Here is a 15214-nt window from a genome sequence, read left to right on the forward strand (position 1 = left end):
GTGGCGTAGATGGGGTAACCTGTTGGCATGTTCAGAATGATTCGCGTAACAGCCAGGGACTGTCGACCAGAACTTTCTCCCGGTGACTGTCGCCGTTGATAATGTGCAACGTACTTAAACGCCCAATTTCATAATGCGGTAACTGGACTGTGGAAAGCGGGGGTAAGAACAAATTTCCGATCCCAACGAGATTATCATACCCAAGAACAGCAATGTCCTGTGGGATGCGAATCCCCTGTGTTAACAGCGTTTGATATACCATAAATGCGATACGGTCATTGCCACAAATTACCGAATCAAATTGCGGCATCCCCCGATCAATATATCTCAGCAAAATGTCCGGAATATCACGATAGTGTTCATCTCCATATTGCATATAGCAGTGTTCGAGCGCGTCAGGATTAATATTGGCCTCACGGCAGGCGCGATCGAGCCCCTGACGGCGGCGTCGCGTCGCCAGATGGTTGACAGGTAAATGCAGGCAAAGAGGGCGACGGTATCCCGCTGCTAATAGCGCCTGCACTGCCGTATATTGCCCTTGTTCATCATTGGGGATATAGCTGGCAACTGCTTCTCCCTTGTTCTCGCAGTTGGCCAGAACGCAAGGGTGCTTCAGTAGCCTGGAAGGGACGTTCACCTCACGCAATCCCATCGTGGTGAAAATGATCCCTCCGGGTCGGTGTGCGAGCAGCAGATCGACAATATCGTCAGGATTATCATCGGCAAACATGTTAACCACGAAGCTATTCCAGCCGTAGGCGCGCGCGGTTTCCTCGATAGACAACGTAATGTCGACTGAAAAAGGGGTTGTGACAGTATCCAACGCGAGCACGCCAATCGTTTTATTTCTGGAACCGACACGACGAACCTGCCGGGCAGAGAGGTCCGGCACGTAATTTAGCTGTAAAATAGCCTCCTGTACCCGGGACAGGGTTTCAGGCTTCACACGTTTCGGATCGTTCAGCACCCGAGACACGGTCATTAGCGATACATTGGCCAGTCTGGCCACATCTTTTAAAGATGCCATAGTCTTCCATTAAAGAAACTAACTACCCAATCCAGATATTGTACGCAATCCATCTATTAACGGGTTGTGAACAAAGACAAATATTTATTCCAGACATCGACCCCCGATGAATGGCAAGCGACGATAAAAAATGTGATCTTGATCCGAGCATAAAAATGTTAACGTTAACTTTTGTGATTAACATCGATTATCGCATCAAAATCAAGTGTACAGGCAAAATGTTAACGTTACCATCTCGGTATGTCATTTCCCTGAGATTACGTAGATGAATAAAAGATCTTCTCGCAGCTATCTGCTGCTCAGCGCGCTGCTGTTCTTTTTCTTTGTGACCTGGTCCTCATCAAGTTCACTTCTCTCTATTTGGCTGCATCAGGAAGTGGGACTAAAGGCGTCGGAAACCGGAATTATCTTTTCCGTGCTATCCGTCTCCGCGCTGTTTGCTCAGGTTTGTTATGGCTTTATTCAGGACCGACTTGGCTTGCGTAAACATCTGTTGTGGTGCATCACAGCGCTTTTGATCCTCTCCGGACCCGCTTATTTGTTATTTAGCTATTTGCTGAGTATTAATATTTTGCTGGGAAGTGTGTTCGGCGGTTTGTTTATCGGTCTGACATTTAACGGCGGTATCGGCGTTCTGGAGTCCTACACCGAGCGAGTTGCGCGTCAGAGTACCTTTGAGTTTGGTCGGGCACGTATGTGGGGGTCTCTGGGCTGGGCTGTGGCTACCTTTTTTGCCGGGCTACTGTTTAACATTAACCCTGACCTTAATTTCCTGGTGGCCTCTTGCTCCGGGATTATCTTCTTCTGTCTGTTGGCCCGTTTAAAAGTCGCGGCTCCGGCAAGCATGGAAAAACTTGAAATCGGCGCTAAAAAAGTCTCTCTGGAAGATGCGCTGAATTTGCTTACTCTGCCACGTTTCTGGGCGTTGATATTCTTCGTGGTCGGGACCTGCATTTACGGCGTTTACGATCAGCAATTCCCAGTCTATTTCTCTTCACAGTTCCCGTCATTAAGAGAAGGGAATGAGATGTTTGGCTATTTAAACTCTTTCCAGGTTTTTCTGGAGGCGGCAGGCATGTTTTGTGCACCCTGGTTGGTTAATCGCATTGGCGCTAAAAATGGTCTGATATTCGCCGGAATGGTGATGGCGATGCGTATGATCGCTTCCGGGCTGGTGGAAGGACCGCTACTTATTTCCATTACTAAATTACTTCACGCTGTCGAACTACCGATATTGTTAGTCGCTATTTTTAAATACAACAGTCTGAATTTTGACAAGCGTTTGTCCTCCACGATTTATCTGGTGGGATTCGCCTGCACCAGTTCCATTATTGGCACCGTATTATCCCCGCTGGCAGGCTTTAGCTATGAGAAATTTGGCTTCGCCCAGTCCTATCTAATCATGGGCATTATGGTGTTCTGCACCACGTTCATTTCAATTTTCCTTTTGCGCTCAAATAAGTCTTCATCTGAGCCATCCTTTCTGCAGCAAAATGCTGTGTAATGTACTGAGAGTAAAGACGATGACATCCTTATTAGAACAAGCCGAACAGACGCTTGAAAAAGCACAATCCAGTATTAATCCGCGATGGTATCCACGGTATCACCTCGCTGCTCGCGCAGGCTGGATGAACGACCCTAACGGCCTGGTTTGGTTTGACGGTTGGTACCACGCGTTTTATCAACATCACCCTTATTCTCCTGAATGGGGGCCAATGCACTGGGGACATGCCCGCAGCAAAGATTTGGTGCACTGGGAGCATCTGCCAGTCGCGCTGGCGCCAGAAGGTCCGGCGGATGTGGATGGCTGTTTCTCCGGCTCCGCCGTGGTGGATGGCGATATGCTGGCGCTGATTTATACCGGACATAAATTTCACGGTTCGCCAGACACAGACGACAATCTCTACCAGGTGCAGTGTCTGGCCACCAGTCGTGACGGTATCCATTTTGAGCGGCATGGGATGGTGATTGATACGCCCCCTGGACTGCATCATTTTCGTGACCCGAAGGTATGGCGTGAAGGGGAATGCTGGTACATGGTGGTCGGTTCCCGTGTAGAGAATACGGGGCAAGTGCGTCTGTATAGTTCATCCGATCTCCGCAAATGGCAAGACGAAGGGATATTCGCTGAGGCTGATGAGGGGAAGGGCTATATGTGGGAATGTCCTGATTTCTTTACTCTGGGAGGGAAGCGGATCCTGATGTTTTCTCCGCAAGGGATCGCGGCGAAAGGTTATCACCATCGCAACCTTTTTCAGAGTGGCTATTTACTCGGGGAATGGCGGCCCGGTCAACAATTCACCCATGACGGACAATTCATTGAACTGGACCATGGCCACGACTTTTATGCTCCGCAAAGTTTTCTGACCCCGGATAATCGCCGCATTGTTATCGGTTGGTTGGATATGTGGGAATCACCGATGCCCGAACAGCAGGACGGCTGGGCAGGCATGCTGTCTCTCCCGCGCGAACTGAGCCTTGGTGACGACCATCGGGTGAGGATGAAACCCGCTGACGAAGTCTCTGCGCTGCGTGGCAGCTATTATCCAACGCCTGCTTGTTGCCTGCGGAATCAGAAAGTCCTTATGACGGCTGATGCCGAAGCGGTCGAGGTGCAACTGCTATGGGATCTAAACGCCTCTACAGCGGAACAGTTTGGTATGTCATTAGGGGATGGGCTGAGAATTTACGTCGATAATCAGGCCCAACGTCTGATAGTGGAGCGTCGTTATCCAGAATATTCGCTGGAAGGAACTCGCAGTATTTCGTTGCCAGCAGACGGTGTACTGTCATTACGCATTTTTATCGACCGCTCATCAGTAGAGGTTTTTGTGAATGAGGGTGAGGCATGCTTAAGTAGCCGAATTTATCCTCATCCGGCGCAGCGCGATCTTTCGCTGTTTGCGAATCATGGTGTTGCCTCATTACAGGAAGCCGGATATTGGTCTTTGGAGTAATAATTTAGTCCTGATTCGCCTTACCTCTTACCTAGTGAGCTTTTATTTCTGCCAGTCTTAGGCTGGCATGTTATTGCCTGGAATAATGAGATAATGAAATGGATGAAATATTAATACCTCACTATCGCGTTAGCGCGATAAACATCAAAAAATTTGTTTTAAAACAAAAAATCCTGGCCTGTATGATAACGTCAGTTACGGCATTTCCCGCTATTGCACAGGATAATACCGAACAACCAGCTACCTATATCGGTAGTTATCAAAGCTATTTTTCTGATGAATATGATACGCCACAAGATAATATTGGCCAGCCAACAAAAGGAGGTGAACAATCGACCAATCGCGTCACTGCTCCTCCTGTTACTACAGGGGCAGAAAATAAACTGGCAACTTCGTCGATGCCGACAGCCTCGCATCGAGAAACTGAAAATAAAACAACTGAGGTGAAAAAGAGTAATACTTTAGATAAGTCTGATGATGTCAGCGTGTTGCGTTTAAGACAGGAAGATCCTCCTGTTCACTGGGACAGTATTGGTCGTAATATGGAGGCTGGTGGCCTGCATGGAAACATCAGCACTCAGATAGAAATTGATGATGTTCGTTGGAGTGATAATAAGAAAAATAGCGGGAAATTTAAACTCGCCACCATTCAGGCTTTTTTAAGACATGATGAGTTACCAAACTGGTACTTTGGCTTCTGGAATGCCCGCGAGGATAGCTATAAAGGACAATTTAGTAATCAGGATTACAAAGGCACAAATACGATCAATGAGTTTTTTGTCGGCCATATTTTTGAAACCTGGCGCGGTAATATCGGTACGGAGGTCATGGTTGGTTCGGAAACAGCAACTAAACGTTGGAAAAACAGGTACAAAATCTGGCAGGACCTGCGACTAACCAACAAATGGAGCCTGGCCGGTTACGCCTATGGCGAATATCAGCCGCAGGGTAATGAACCGGGAAATGGCGATCTCGAGCAGTACATTTTTGAAATTGAACCCGCCATTCAATACCGTGTGAATCCCGATCTCGGCCTGTATTTGCGGCCTTATTATTACTATAACCGTCAGGAACGTGAGAGCTGGGGCGACATTGTAGAAGAAGAATGGAAGGTGACGGCTGGACTCTGGCGAAACTGGTATCCTCTGTTAACCTCCCTGTATTTAGGTTTCGGTCAGGACAAAATAGATAACGCCAGCAATGGCAAAGAAGTTTTCTATGACGGTCGTTATAAATTCATTGGTGGCACAATTAGTTATCCAGTTTTTGGTGAAGTTAGATTATATGGTGAGTTCAAAGCACAATTCACGAAAGAAAACGGGCTCTGGACTTCTAGCGGCCATTCGTGGAATCCCTTTACCGTGGTTGGCGTGAATTATAACTTCTGATATTCAGGTGTAACATGAAAAAAATAATATTAGTGGTATCTGCCGCTCTGTTGGCACTTTCGTTTATCAATATGCCAGCCTGGTCGCAGCCTTCTAAAGAAACATTACACAATAAAAGTATTCGCTATATTAATGATTTTTTTCCCCGGGTGGAGGGATCATTTATTGGTGACCCAATGCCTGTCTATAACGATGGTGAATTTGATATTTTTTATCTCAATGATGTGCGCGGCGGTAGCGATTTAGGCGTACATGCTATTCATTTATTATCGAGCACCAATTTATATAACTACCAGAACCATTCTGAAGTGATTCCCTACGTTAACGACGTTGACGATCCTGAACTGCTATTGGGAACCGGCTCGATTATTAAAGTCGGCAATACCTGGCATGCCTGGTATACCGCGCACAATGAAAATGTGTTCCCGGTTGAGTCCATTATGCACGCGACCAGTAAAGATCGTCTTCACTGGGTAAAACACCCGCAGGATACGATTCTGCCAGGTGATAATTATCGCGGTAATGACTTCCGGGATCCTCATGTTGTTTGGGTTGCAGAAAAGAAAGAGTACTGGATGTTAATTACCACGCGTAGCGAGGGGCGCGGTGTCATAGCCCGGTACAGTTCAACCGATTTAAAGAACTGGGAAGACCGTGGTGTATTTTTTGATAATGACACGATTACCAGTAACTCTAACCTCGAATGCCCAACGCTGGTTTTCTTTAACGGACGTTGGTATCTCAGCTTTAGCGACCAATGGCCGCTACGCCTGACCCAGTACCGGGTTGCGGATAATCCGGATGGACCGTGGCGAAAGATGGACAATTATGTGGTTGATGGCTCGGGGTTTTACGCAGGAAAACTTGTACTTAAAAACGATCGCCTGTTTGTTTTTGGTTGGATCCCAACCAAAGCAGGAAGCAGTGACAATGGCAATATTGACTGGGCAGGAAATCTGGTCGCTCATGAGCTCATCGCAGATAAGCAGGGGCAGCTTAGCAGCATCCTTTCACAGGAACTTCAGACGGTCATTAATGATAACCCCGGTCCGGTGACCAGCTTAACAAGCAGTAAAATGATAAAAACAGCCACACAGTTTGGTCCATTACAGTCTGTTGTGTATCCACCTCTGCCCAAACGAGGTGAGTTAAGTGCAACTGTAGATATCCCTTCTGCCGGAATGGTGATGAGTTTTGGTCTGACTGACGACAGAGTAAGCGATGCAAAGCTTAACGTTGTGTTCAATAAGAGCAAAGGCAAGGTCTACTTTTTCAATGCGCCACTCACATCTATTCACCATGCGAATGCGGAATCATGGGTAAATGTTCCTCTGGATGAAAAAATTGAGTTACGTGTGCTGATTCAAAACTCAATTGCTGTTTTTTATATAAATAATAAAGCCGCATTCAGTACCCGAATGTATTCCATGCCGGAGAAACCATGGAGTATCAGTTTGCCACAAAATGATAATTTTCACGCCACATTGAAAATAAAAGAAATAATATAACGAGATATCACTATGAAAAACTATCATGCCCTGTCTGTTATTTTTGTTCTTCTGTTTCCGGCGCTGGCGAATGCGAGCATGAGCATCATGAAGGATGTATCGGGAAAGGTGATTGCTGTGGATCCGTGGTCATATCTGGATGAAGACGTAATGTGGACCTCAACCCGTTCCTCAAATCCTGCTGGCGGTCGTGTTCATGGTCAACTGAAAATGAAATATGCTATCGAGGATAATAACTGGCGTAACAGCCATTTCCATAACGGAAATGATTCACTGACATTTGTACAAGGGGTGATGCGTCATGATGCGTTACCCGGTTGGTATTTGGCATTTTCTGAGGGCCGAACTACCAACTATAACGGGACATGGGAGGATCAAACATACCTCAGCCAAAATCAGTGGACGCAGTTGATTGTTGGCCATGAATATTTCTACAAGCGTCTACGTTATGGTTGGGACGTGATGGGCGGAAGTTCATCACTTGATGACCGTTGGCAGGGGCGCGTCAAGTTCTTTACCGATTTGCGTGTTACGGACAACTTCTCGTTCTTTAACTATCTTTATCAGCAGATTGATCATCGCCGTGATGGCGGTTCCCAAAATGACCGGGATAGACGTTCATTTCAGATTGAACCTGGCGTTCAATACATTATTAACAATACCACTGGAGTCTGGTTTCGCCAGCAATTCGCTTCTGCCATTTTAGACCGTGCGCAATGGGGGGATATTGATGAAAAAAGTTGGACAACATCACTTGGCGTCTGGCACAACTGGGGGAAATTATCCACGACATTTAGCGGTGGATATGGGCATTATAAGAAAAATAATGCGCGGGATGAAGATGGAGAGGTATTCCAGAATACCCGTAACCGCTTTCTTAAATTATCAGCGAATTATCCATTAACCTCTCGTTTTACGGTGTCCGGGGAAATAACCGGCTCGTTAATAAACCAGAGTGGCAGTTGGGTCACTAATGGTGATGCCATAACCACCGACTATAAGCTGATGCTGGATTATAACTTTTAATCGTCACGTTTAAATAAATGCGTTAATTACCATTGAGGAAATGTCATGAATATCTGGACGCTTGGCGATGCGGTGGTTGATCTTTTGCCGCTTTCAGACATGCAATATCAAGCTTGTGCAGGAGGAGCGCCATTCAATGTGGCAATTGGTACTGCGCGTTTACACAGGCAAAGTGGTTTTATTGGTCGGGTTGGTGATGACGACTTTGGCCACTTTCTAAAAAAGACGCTGTCTGATGCAGGCGTCTCAACTGCAAGCCTTCAGGTGGATAATCAGCACAGAACCAGTACGGTGCTGGTCTCGCTGGGTAACGGTGGCGAACGTGGATTTACATTTTTAACCAATCCCTCCGCGGATCAATTTTTAACGTCCGCCGCGCTTCCAGATTTTAGCGACGATATTTTGCACTTCTGTTCTCTGGCTCTGGTGGCTGAAGGTTGCCGTGATACATTGGCTTCTGCCATCGCTCAGGTTAAACAACGGGGCGGATTACTGAGTTTCGATGTAAATTTACGCGAGCAAATGTGGCCCGATAAGGATGAAATGCTCAAAGTGGTACGCCACTATTCTTTACAGGCTGACATTCTTAAGCTTTCAGAAGAAGAGTGGTACTGGATGACCGGTACACACGATTTTGCCCATGCGCTTGACGGCCTTAAGGCGCTCCCTGCACAACTGAAAGTTGTAACCTACGGAGCGCAGGGCGCGATGGTACTTTGGCAGGATAATGTGATCCATTTCAACGGCTATACCGTCGACAGTATTGATACGACTGGGGCGGGGGATGCTTTTGTCGCCGGTTTGCTGGCCTGGCTGGCAGACAACCGGATGCCGGAGTGTGTTGAACAGCTTCGCCAGGCTATTGCCTGGGCCAGTGGCTGCGGTGCGCTCGCGACAACCCGCAAGGGGGCGCTGACCGCACTGCCGGATATCGAAACGCTGAATGCTTTTATTACGCAATGTCATCTACCGGACTACGAAATAAAAGACCTTTAAGCATGATAACGGCGAGCTAAATAATTTTAGCTCTCTGTGATTTTGTGAATGTCCCCGCATCCTCATCGGATGGCGGGGATTTTTACTTTATTTTTGCAGGAAGATTAAACTGTAATACGCTTCAACCCCGCTATCGCTTTTTCGAGGTAGGCGCGTGGACATCCCATGTTCAGGCGAATAAAACCTTTGCCAGCCGAACCAAAGCTATTTCCCATTGAAGGCGCAATACCGGCAACATCAAGCATAACCCCTTTGAGTTGCTCATCATCCAGTCCAAGCGCTTTGCAATCGATCCACAGCAGATACGTACCCTGGGAAGGAACAACCCGAGCCCACGGGAGATATTCATTAATCTGTTGAATAAACCAGCGTCGATTTTCAGCCAGATAATCGAGCAACTCGTCTAACCAGGGCGCGCCATGTTGCCATGCAGCCGTACTTGCCTCGACGGATAGCGCATTGAACACATCCAGCCCATGCGCATCCAGACGGCGTAAAAAGTGTTCACGCAATGCCGGTGCCGGTATCAGAAAATTAGCAATGCGTAGTGTCGACAAACCAAACGTTTTACTGGCGGAGGTGGCAGAGATAACGCGCGAATGCCAGCGCGCTCCCAGATGCAGAACTGAAGTAAATTTTTCCCCTGGCAGTAATAAATCAGCCCATATTTCATCAGACAGCAACGTAACATTATAGGTCTCACATAAGGTGAGTAGCTGTTCCAGCTCCTGGGCAGACCAACAACGGCCAGTTGGGTTATGCGGATTACATAAAATCATCAACGGTGGGCGTTCAGCCCGGAATAACATTTCCAGGTGCACAAAATCCATTTGATAACCCGTAACCGGATCCTCAGATAATGGGTTTTCCAGGAGCTGCCTGCCGTTCAGAGAGATAATTTTGGCGAATGAGCCGTAGTACGGCCCCTGAACGACCACGCCTTCACCGGGTTGACTCAACATTTGCACCAGTAGAGATAACCCCGGAACGACGCCTTCAATACTGCAGACCCACTCCTGCTTAATTTCCAGTTGATGGCGGGTGGAGAACCATGAGTTTAATGAATCAAAGTAACTTTGTGGGCGTTCGCTGTAACCAAAAATGCCGTGCCCGACGCGGAGTGTTAAAGCCTCCTGAACGGCAGGGGGGCAAGTAAAGTCAAAGTCAGAAACCCACATTGGCAACAGTTCATGTGTATCTTCGCCGAAATATCGCGTCATAAAGTCCCATTTCAGCGAACCGGTATTGTGGCGATCGATAACCTTATTAAAATCCATTGCATGCTCTCCCTATTCTGTTGCCGTAATATTTTTATCTGTTCCTGCCGCCGATGGCGCTTTTGCGATACCGATTCCTGTAAAACCATAAATCAAGGCGAAGAAGATTGCGGCATAGCACTGAATCGCCCATGGCAGTAAATCAAGCGTACTCACGCCTAATGTCGTTGCCATATAGACACCGGCAGCGGTCCACGGTAACAGCGGTTCAATGACGGTGCCTGCGTCTTCAATGGTGCGGGATAGATTTTTGGTATCCAGTCCCATACGACGGTATGCGTCTTTAAATAATTCAGCAGGGACCAGAAGCGCGAGTTTGCCGTCGCTTGTCGCACCGGTCACCAGAAGAGTTGTGCCAATGGTTGCCGCAATTAACTGACCGACACTGTGAATGACTGTCAACAGGCGGTTAATAATAATGTTGAGCGCCCCCGTTAACGTTAAAGCACCAGCAAAAGAGAATGCGCAAAATACCAGAAGGATAGTGCTCATCATTGAGAACATTCCGCCACGGTTAAGCAGGCGTGGTACATCCGCAATAATACCCTCGCTCCCTTGCGGGAACATCGTAATATTAAAGCCATCTATAAAGGCATCCAGTCCCTGCTTGATGCTAAGTCCCTGCATGGCAACGCCCAGAATCAGGGCTAATACGCACGCGCTCAGCATTAAAGGAATGACCGGTTTTTTACGAATCGCCCCCCATAAAACGATTACTGGCGGCAAAATCAGAATGATATTGAAGTGGTATAGCGACTCCAGAGCGTTGACAATGTCGGTAACCCGTTGTGGCGTGGCGACCTCGCCGAGCATATTGCTGTGGCCGGCAATAAGATAAACCACGGCGGCAAGCAGAAAGCTGGGAATGGTGGTCCACAATAAGTGCTGGATATGCTCGAAAAGGGTGGTATCTGCAACAATGGCCGCAAAGTTGGTGGAGTCTGACAGCGGAGATATCTTGTCACCGAAGTAAGCGCCAGAAACAACGGCACCTGCCGCTGCTGCCATCGAGACATCCAGTCCGGCGGCAACGCCCATCAATGCTACGCCAACCGTTCCGGCGGAACCCCAGGAGGTTCCGGTACACACCGATACGACGCTGGTCAAAAAGAACGCGGCGATGAGAATGTATTCGGGGCTGATGAGTTTCAGTCCCCAGTACACCATATAAGGGATGGTGCCGCTAAACATCCATGTTCCAATCAGGCCGCCAACGCAGATAAGAATCATAATAACCGGCATTGCTTTGGCGAGTTTATCGACCACCGAATTAATGATGTCTTCCCAGCAATACCCTTGCCACCAGGCCATACCCGCGGCGACTGCAGCAGAACATAGCAACAAAGGCTCAATACGTAGCCCCATGATGCCGTAGCCAATAATTAACAGCAGTAGCATGGCTAAAATAGGGATCACTGCCAGTCCAAATGAGAGTGTTTTTTTCTGATTTTGAGAGGCATTCATTCATGAATCTCCAGTCTGTAAGGTCGTTCAAGAGTAGAGAACACCCTTTAGCCTGACTGTGATCGTTCATTGGCCCTCATGTAAGCGATTACATGAGAGCGTCAAACTTGAAGTCGATCACAATTCAGGGGCTTGACGATTTACGCATTGATTACGGGGGGAAGAACAGAATCGCGGATCACCAGATCCGCAGTAAAGCTATTCACACTGGGACGCTGGGGGGCGCCCTTAAAAAGCTGTATCGCCAAGTGCGAAGCACAGCGCGCCATCCGTTCAACGGGGTAATGCATTGTTGTCAGCGCGGGATAGAGATAGCGCGCCATCACCACATCATCGAACCCAACAATTGAAAGCTGCTGTGGAAGTGTAATTCCTTGTTGATGAAGGATGCGCATAATCCCGGCGGCCATCACATCATTAAACGTCACCGCTGCAGTGAAAGGCATGCCGCAATTTAGCAACTGATGCGCTGCGCGTTCGCCCCCCTCTTCATTGAAGGGGACGCTAATAACCCAGTTTTTGTCTGGCGTAATGCCATATTCGGCCAGCGCCAGCTGATAGCCTTCCAGCCGCTCACGACGATCAATAATCGGTAAATCACTTGTCACGCAGGCAATACAACGGTGTCCTTGTTCCAGTAGATGTAGCGTGGCTGTTTTGGCTGCTTGACTATTTTCCAGCCATACGCAGCGATTGGCCATCCCGGCAATATAGCGATTCACGACGACCATGGCCGGGAAATGAGCGGCATATCGCAACAGTTCTTTTTCGGAGAGCCTACTGGCATGGACCACAATAGCTTCACAGCCTTGGTTGATCAGGAAATCGAGTCCTGATTTTTCCATTCCTTCATCGTGGCCACCGCTGCATACCATCAGCCGAAATTGCTGCTGGCGTGATACTTCTTCCACGCCTCGGGCAAGCCTGGCAAAAAAAGGATCGGCTAGATTGCCGGTCAATAACCCGAGCATGTCCCCGCTGCGTTTCGCTAATGCAATAGCGGCGGCATTGCGATGATAGTTCAGCTCGCGCATGGCTTTTTCAACACGCTCACGCGTCACGGGTTCAACCCATGCAGTTTGATTAATAACGCGTGAAACGGTTGCGGTTGATACTCTTGCTAACTCTGCAACATCCTTTATCGTTGCCATACCGGCTCTTTACCTTTTTGATGCTTGAGAATTTGCTTATCACTGGATTTTATTTGGAAAATTAACTATTGGCTTTTATTTATCATGAGTTCATCTGATGTCTAGATTTGCATCAGTGCCAGTTTAACGGCAAGCCCGGCAAACGCAACAGCAAAGAAACGCAATACCCAACGTTGCACTGCAGCATTAGCAACCACATGCTGGCGTATGCTGGCTGCACTAATTCCATATACGGTAAATACAAAGAAAGTCATAACCATAAATATCAGGCTCATCTCCAGCATCTGAGAAACAGGTGAGATCTCACCTTTAATAACGAACTGTGGTAAGAATGCCAGGAAAAACATGGAGAGTTTGGGGTTGAGTAGATTGATAAGTATCGCCGAGGTTATAACTTGCCTTAAACTCTGTTTTTTAGTTTTACTGGCCATATTCAGATTTTTATTTTCATTAAGCGTTTTCCATGCCATATAAAGCAGATATGCTACTCCCAGATATTTAATTATCTCAAGGGAAATTTCACTGGTATGCAGTATTGCAGCAAGTCCTGTAATAACTGTTAATATGTGCGGAACAATACCCAGTGTGCAACCCAATGCAGCAATTATACTTACGCGTGCACCATCTGAAATGCCCGTGGCGACAGTATAGAGTACGCCAGTCCCTGGAGACGCCACGATAATGAGAGTGGTAAGTAGAAACTCAAGCGTCATAATGAATTTCCCCCACAGACTTTTACTTCGGACTCGATGTAACAGGGCGACTGAGTCTGCGCAGTGAGGTTGGTACGGGAAATAATGCCATCTGCATGAATTATTCCAGTGTAGAGTCGTTCAACATGATTACGAATGATGGGAGGGTAGAATAGTGACATTGGCAAATCTCTCTTCCGGAATGTTTCCAGCAGCATGCCGAGTGTCACGATTGGTGTATTGAACAAAATTGCAGCTTACTTTATCGCTGCAGCATAGGCGCCGGGCGTTATGCCATAAGTACGAACAAAAAGTCTCGTCATATGACTTTGATCTGCAAAACCGGCGGTATAGGACGCATCAGTTAGAGACATTCCTCCAGCGATGAGCTGCCTCGCTTTTTGCAGTCTCCGCTGTATAAGATAAGCATGTGGAGTAAGCCCTGTGACTGTAGAAAAAACACGTAGTAGCTGAAACTGACTCACGCCTCCCAGAGCTGAAAGCTCATGGAGTGATAACGGTAATGAGGGGTCATCATCAATACGTTCCTTTGCCAGAGTAATTGACTTTGGCACACCCTTTTTCTCAATACGCGGGCTTGCGAGTAAGCCTGCCAGTAAAAAGAGCAGGGTTTCTTCCTGTTCAATTTCGCTGTGCCCACCGCGGGAATCCGTCAGAATTCGAAAGAGTGTCGAGAAATGGACTGCAGGCTCACGATTGCGAAATACTGGGCTGGATAGCTCAACGCAGCCAGAGCGACTTTCTGTCAGAATTTGCATGGCGCCGGACAAAACGGTGGGGTCGAAATAGAGCATGCGCCACGACCTGCTTTCTGTTCCCAAAGGTGAGCCATCATGGACTTCACCAGGATTAACGGTGATCACATTTCCCACTACAGCTTCAACCCTACCGCGCCCCCTCATCGAAACCTGAGCTCCGCGATCGATTAAGCCAATACCGAACTGATCATGAGTATGACGCCCAAACCGGAAGGACGTATCGGCAGATACCGCATGGACACCTGCCATCCCACATCGAAGGGTTGCGAAACGTTCTTTCTTCATCGAATTAAGATCGGGGTAATGAGTTATCAGTACATCCTCTGAGTATATCTACTCAGAGGCTAATCTTTGATTTTTTTTAAAACTGAATGATTAACGTCTGTTCGAAGTGTTATTTCGCTCACATACGATATTCAATCATCCCGCTCTTTTTGGCCACCCAGTCATACAGTCGTTGTCCACGCAGATTGGTTTCATGCGTGTGCCAGTATAATCTTGACGCGTGGTTTTTTTGGGCTTGTTGTTGTACATACTCGATAAGCTGTTTACCGATATGTTGACCGCGTACATCTTCGCTAACAAATAGATCTTCGAGATAGCAATAATTTGATTCTGCCCAGGTCGAACGGTGAAAGAGATAATGCACCAGTCCCACTATTTTTCCATCATATTTGGCAACTGCACAATAAACAGGTTCGCCAGGCGTCAGAAAACGCTCCCACGTTAATTTTGTTACTTCATCTGAAATTTTAGTGCGATAAAATGTCTGGTAGTTTTTCCATAAAGGAAGCCAGCTGGCGTAATCTTTTTGTTCTGCACTTTCAATAGCAACGTCATTCATGTTAATCATATATATCCTGATATTTTATACGAATAGTGTGTTAGTATGATGATACTAAGAATTTTATAAATTCTCGTAAAGAGACACTTTCGATATATTGATAGG

13 protein-coding genes are annotated in these 15214 nt (G+C 47.2%); 6 read left to right on the forward strand and 7 right to left on the reverse strand.

The genetic code is table 11. The features are described 5' to 3' along the window. Positions 1 to 31: 31 nt before the first annotated feature. On the reverse strand, positions 32 to 1027 hold the full coding sequence (locus FDW96_RS18140; protein ID WP_042310361.1) for a LacI family DNA-binding transcriptional regulator: 996 nt from the start codon (positions 1025 to 1027) through the stop codon (positions 32 to 34). Positions 1028 to 1292: 265 nt separating this feature from the next. On the opposite strand from FDW96_RS18140, the gene FDW96_RS18145 reads away from it, so the two are divergent. The 6 genes from FDW96_RS18145 (at position 1293) to FDW96_RS18170 (ending at position 8902) form a co-directional block, all read left to right on the forward strand. Continuing rightward, a complete protein-coding gene (locus FDW96_RS18145; protein ID WP_042310359.1) occupies positions 1293 to 2531 on the forward strand; it encodes an MFS transporter in 1239 nt (412 codons plus the stop codon). A gap of 19 nt (positions 2532 to 2550) precedes the next feature. Then, positions 2551 to 3984 carry a glycoside hydrolase family 32 protein gene (locus FDW96_RS18150; protein ID WP_061383051.1) on the forward strand — a complete coding sequence of 478 codons (1434 nt, stop codon included), beginning with the start codon at positions 2551 to 2553 and terminating at the stop codon, positions 3982 to 3984. A gap of 98 nt (positions 3985 to 4082) precedes the next feature. Continuing rightward, on the forward strand, positions 4083 to 5372 hold the full coding sequence (locus tag FDW96_RS18155; protein ID WP_137366089.1) for an OmpG porin family protein: 1290 nt from the start codon (positions 4083 to 4085) through the stop codon (positions 5370 to 5372). 14 nt (positions 5373 to 5386) lie between these two features. Further along, positions 5387 to 6880 (forward strand): glycoside hydrolase family 32 protein, encoded by a 1494-nt coding sequence (locus FDW96_RS18160; RefSeq protein WP_137366090.1) that lies wholly within the window; start codon positions 5387 to 5389, stop codon positions 6878 to 6880. A 12-nt stretch (positions 6881 to 6892) separates the two neighbouring features. Beyond that, positions 6893 to 7906 (forward strand): OmpG porin family protein, encoded by a 1014-nt coding sequence (locus FDW96_RS18165; protein WP_137366091.1) that lies wholly within the window; start codon positions 6893 to 6895, stop codon positions 7904 to 7906. Between the two features lie 45 nt (positions 7907 to 7951). Continuing rightward, on the forward strand, positions 7952 to 8902 hold the full coding sequence (locus FDW96_RS18170; protein ID WP_042310349.1) for an aminoimidazole riboside kinase: 951 nt from the start codon (positions 7952 to 7954) through the stop codon (positions 8900 to 8902). 104 nt (positions 8903 to 9006) lie between these two features. Here FDW96_RS18170 and FDW96_RS18175 read toward each other — a convergent pair whose 3' ends face one another. The 6 genes from FDW96_RS18175 to FDW96_RS18200 form a co-directional block, all read right to left on the reverse strand. Then, positions 9007 to 10179, reverse strand: coding sequence for a MalY/PatB family protein (locus tag FDW96_RS18175; protein ID WP_042310347.1), 1173 nt, complete (start codon positions 10177 to 10179; stop codon positions 9007 to 9009). A gap of 12 nt (positions 10180 to 10191) precedes the next feature. After that, positions 10192 to 11643, reverse strand: coding sequence for a Na+/H+ antiporter NhaC (gene nhaC / locus FDW96_RS18180; RefSeq protein ID WP_042310346.1), 1452 nt, complete (start codon positions 11641 to 11643; stop codon positions 10192 to 10194). 140 nt (positions 11644 to 11783) lie between these two features. Continuing rightward, positions 11784 to 12794, reverse strand: coding sequence for a LacI family DNA-binding transcriptional regulator (locus tag FDW96_RS18185; protein WP_137366092.1), 1011 nt, complete (start codon positions 12792 to 12794; stop codon positions 11784 to 11786). A gap of 101 nt (positions 12795 to 12895) precedes the next feature. Beyond that, positions 12896 to 13507 carry a LysE family translocator gene (locus FDW96_RS18190; RefSeq protein WP_042310341.1) on the reverse strand — a complete coding sequence of 204 codons (612 nt, stop codon included), beginning with the start codon at positions 13505 to 13507 and terminating at the stop codon, positions 12896 to 12898. A 236-nt stretch (positions 13508 to 13743) separates the two neighbouring features. Continuing rightward, entirely contained in the window at positions 13744 to 14550 is an 807-nt protein-coding gene (locus FDW96_RS18195) for an AraC family transcriptional regulator (protein ID WP_137366093.1), read from the reverse strand. A 118-nt stretch (positions 14551 to 14668) separates the two neighbouring features. Beyond that, positions 14669 to 15118 carry a GNAT family N-acetyltransferase gene (locus tag FDW96_RS18200; protein ID WP_042310338.1) on the reverse strand — a complete coding sequence of 150 codons (450 nt, stop codon included), beginning with the start codon at positions 15116 to 15118 and terminating at the stop codon, positions 14669 to 14671. Positions 15119 to 15214: the final 96 nt, after the last annotated feature.

Origin of the sequence: Citrobacter sp. TBCS-15, from assembly GCF_005280815.1 — a bacterium.
In the GTDB taxonomy this organism is placed as follows: Bacteria; Pseudomonadota; Gammaproteobacteria; order Enterobacterales; family Enterobacteriaceae; genus Citrobacter; species Citrobacter werkmanii.

Coding starts and splice junctions, on each gene's coding strand:
- FDW96_RS18200 (WP_042310338.1), bottom strand. CDS start 15,118: ATGATTAACATGAATGACGTTGCTATTGAAAGTGCAGAACAAAAAGAT.
- FDW96_RS18140 (WP_042310361.1), bottom strand. CDS start 1,027: ATGGCATCTTTAAAAGATGTGGCCAGACTGGCCAATGTATCGCTAATG.
- FDW96_RS18195 (WP_137366093.1), bottom strand. CDS start 14,550: ATGAAGAAAGAACGTTTCGCAACCCTTCGATGTGGGATGGCAGGTGTC.
- FDW96_RS18185 (WP_137366092.1), bottom strand. CDS start 12,794: ATGGCAACGATAAAGGATGTTGCAGAGTTAGCAAGAGTATCAACCGCA.
- FDW96_RS18165 (WP_137366091.1), top strand. CDS start 6,893: ATGAAAAACTATCATGCCCTGTCTGTTATTTTTGTTCTTCTGTTTCCG.
- FDW96_RS18160 (WP_137366090.1), top strand. CDS start 5,387: ATGAAAAAAATAATATTAGTGGTATCTGCCGCTCTGTTGGCACTTTCG.
- FDW96_RS18145 (WP_042310359.1), top strand. CDS start 1,293: ATGAATAAAAGATCTTCTCGCAGCTATCTGCTGCTCAGCGCGCTGCTG.
- nhaC (WP_042310346.1), bottom strand. CDS start 11,643: ATGAATGCCTCTCAAAATCAGAAAAAAACACTCTCATTTGGACTGGCA.
- FDW96_RS18170 (WP_042310349.1), top strand. CDS start 7,952: ATGAATATCTGGACGCTTGGCGATGCGGTGGTTGATCTTTTGCCGCTT.
- FDW96_RS18155 (WP_137366089.1), top strand. CDS start 4,083: ATGGATGAAATATTAATACCTCACTATCGCGTTAGCGCGATAAACATC.
- FDW96_RS18150 (WP_061383051.1), top strand. CDS start 2,551: ATGACATCCTTATTAGAACAAGCCGAACAGACGCTTGAAAAAGCACAA.
- FDW96_RS18190 (WP_042310341.1), bottom strand. CDS start 13,507: ATGACGCTTGAGTTTCTACTTACCACTCTCATTATCGTGGCGTCTCCA.
- FDW96_RS18175 (WP_042310347.1), bottom strand. CDS start 10,179: ATGGATTTTAATAAGGTTATCGATCGCCACAATACCGGTTCGCTGAAA.